Raw genomic sequence first — 472 nt, 5'->3', positions numbered from 1 at the left:
ATCACCGTAGTGTCTCCAGCCCTCGCATGATCCGTAGCAAAACCGCAACATCGACGTTGCGGTCCACGATCACGCGTCGGCCATTCGCGGTCACGACTTCCAGAGTGCCAGTCGCCGCCGGTGCCGCACGCTCCGTCGTCGACTGGACCTCCGACACAATCTGGGCCGGCACAAATCCACCTACCTGACAGCCGCCAAGCTGTCCTTCGCGATAGGCCTTGCGCCACGAAAACAGAAGCTGTTTCGAAAGCCCATGATGCCGCGCTGTCGCCGACACCAGCCGCGGACCCGAAAAACTCTCCTCGACAATCCGCAGCTTCTCGGCAACCGACCAGCGCCGACGCCGACCAGTCTCCACAATTTCAAGGCGACGCACTTGGCGACTATCAGTAAGGATATCCATACCGACAGTCAGCTACAGATCGGAAAAACCCGCAAGACGGCCGTCCTCGGACGAGTACGATCGATCTGC

At 60.2% G+C, this 472-nt stretch carries 1 protein-coding gene; it reads right to left on the bottom strand.

The features are described from left to right. Window position 1: 1 nt before the first annotated feature. On the bottom strand, window positions 2-403 hold the full coding sequence (gene tnpA, locus AACY45_RS28315; RefSeq protein WP_339527793.1) for an IS66-like element accessory protein TnpA: 402 nt from the start codon (window positions 401-403) through the stop codon (window positions 2-4). Window positions 404-472: the final 69 nt, after the last annotated feature.

Origin of the sequence: Pseudomonas sp. RA_35y_Pfl2_P32, from assembly GCF_963970735.1 — a bacterium.
Taxonomy (GTDB): domain Bacteria; phylum Pseudomonadota; class Gammaproteobacteria; order Pseudomonadales; family Pseudomonadaceae; genus Aquipseudomonas.
This window is presented reverse-complemented; position numbering and strand designations above follow the sequence as displayed.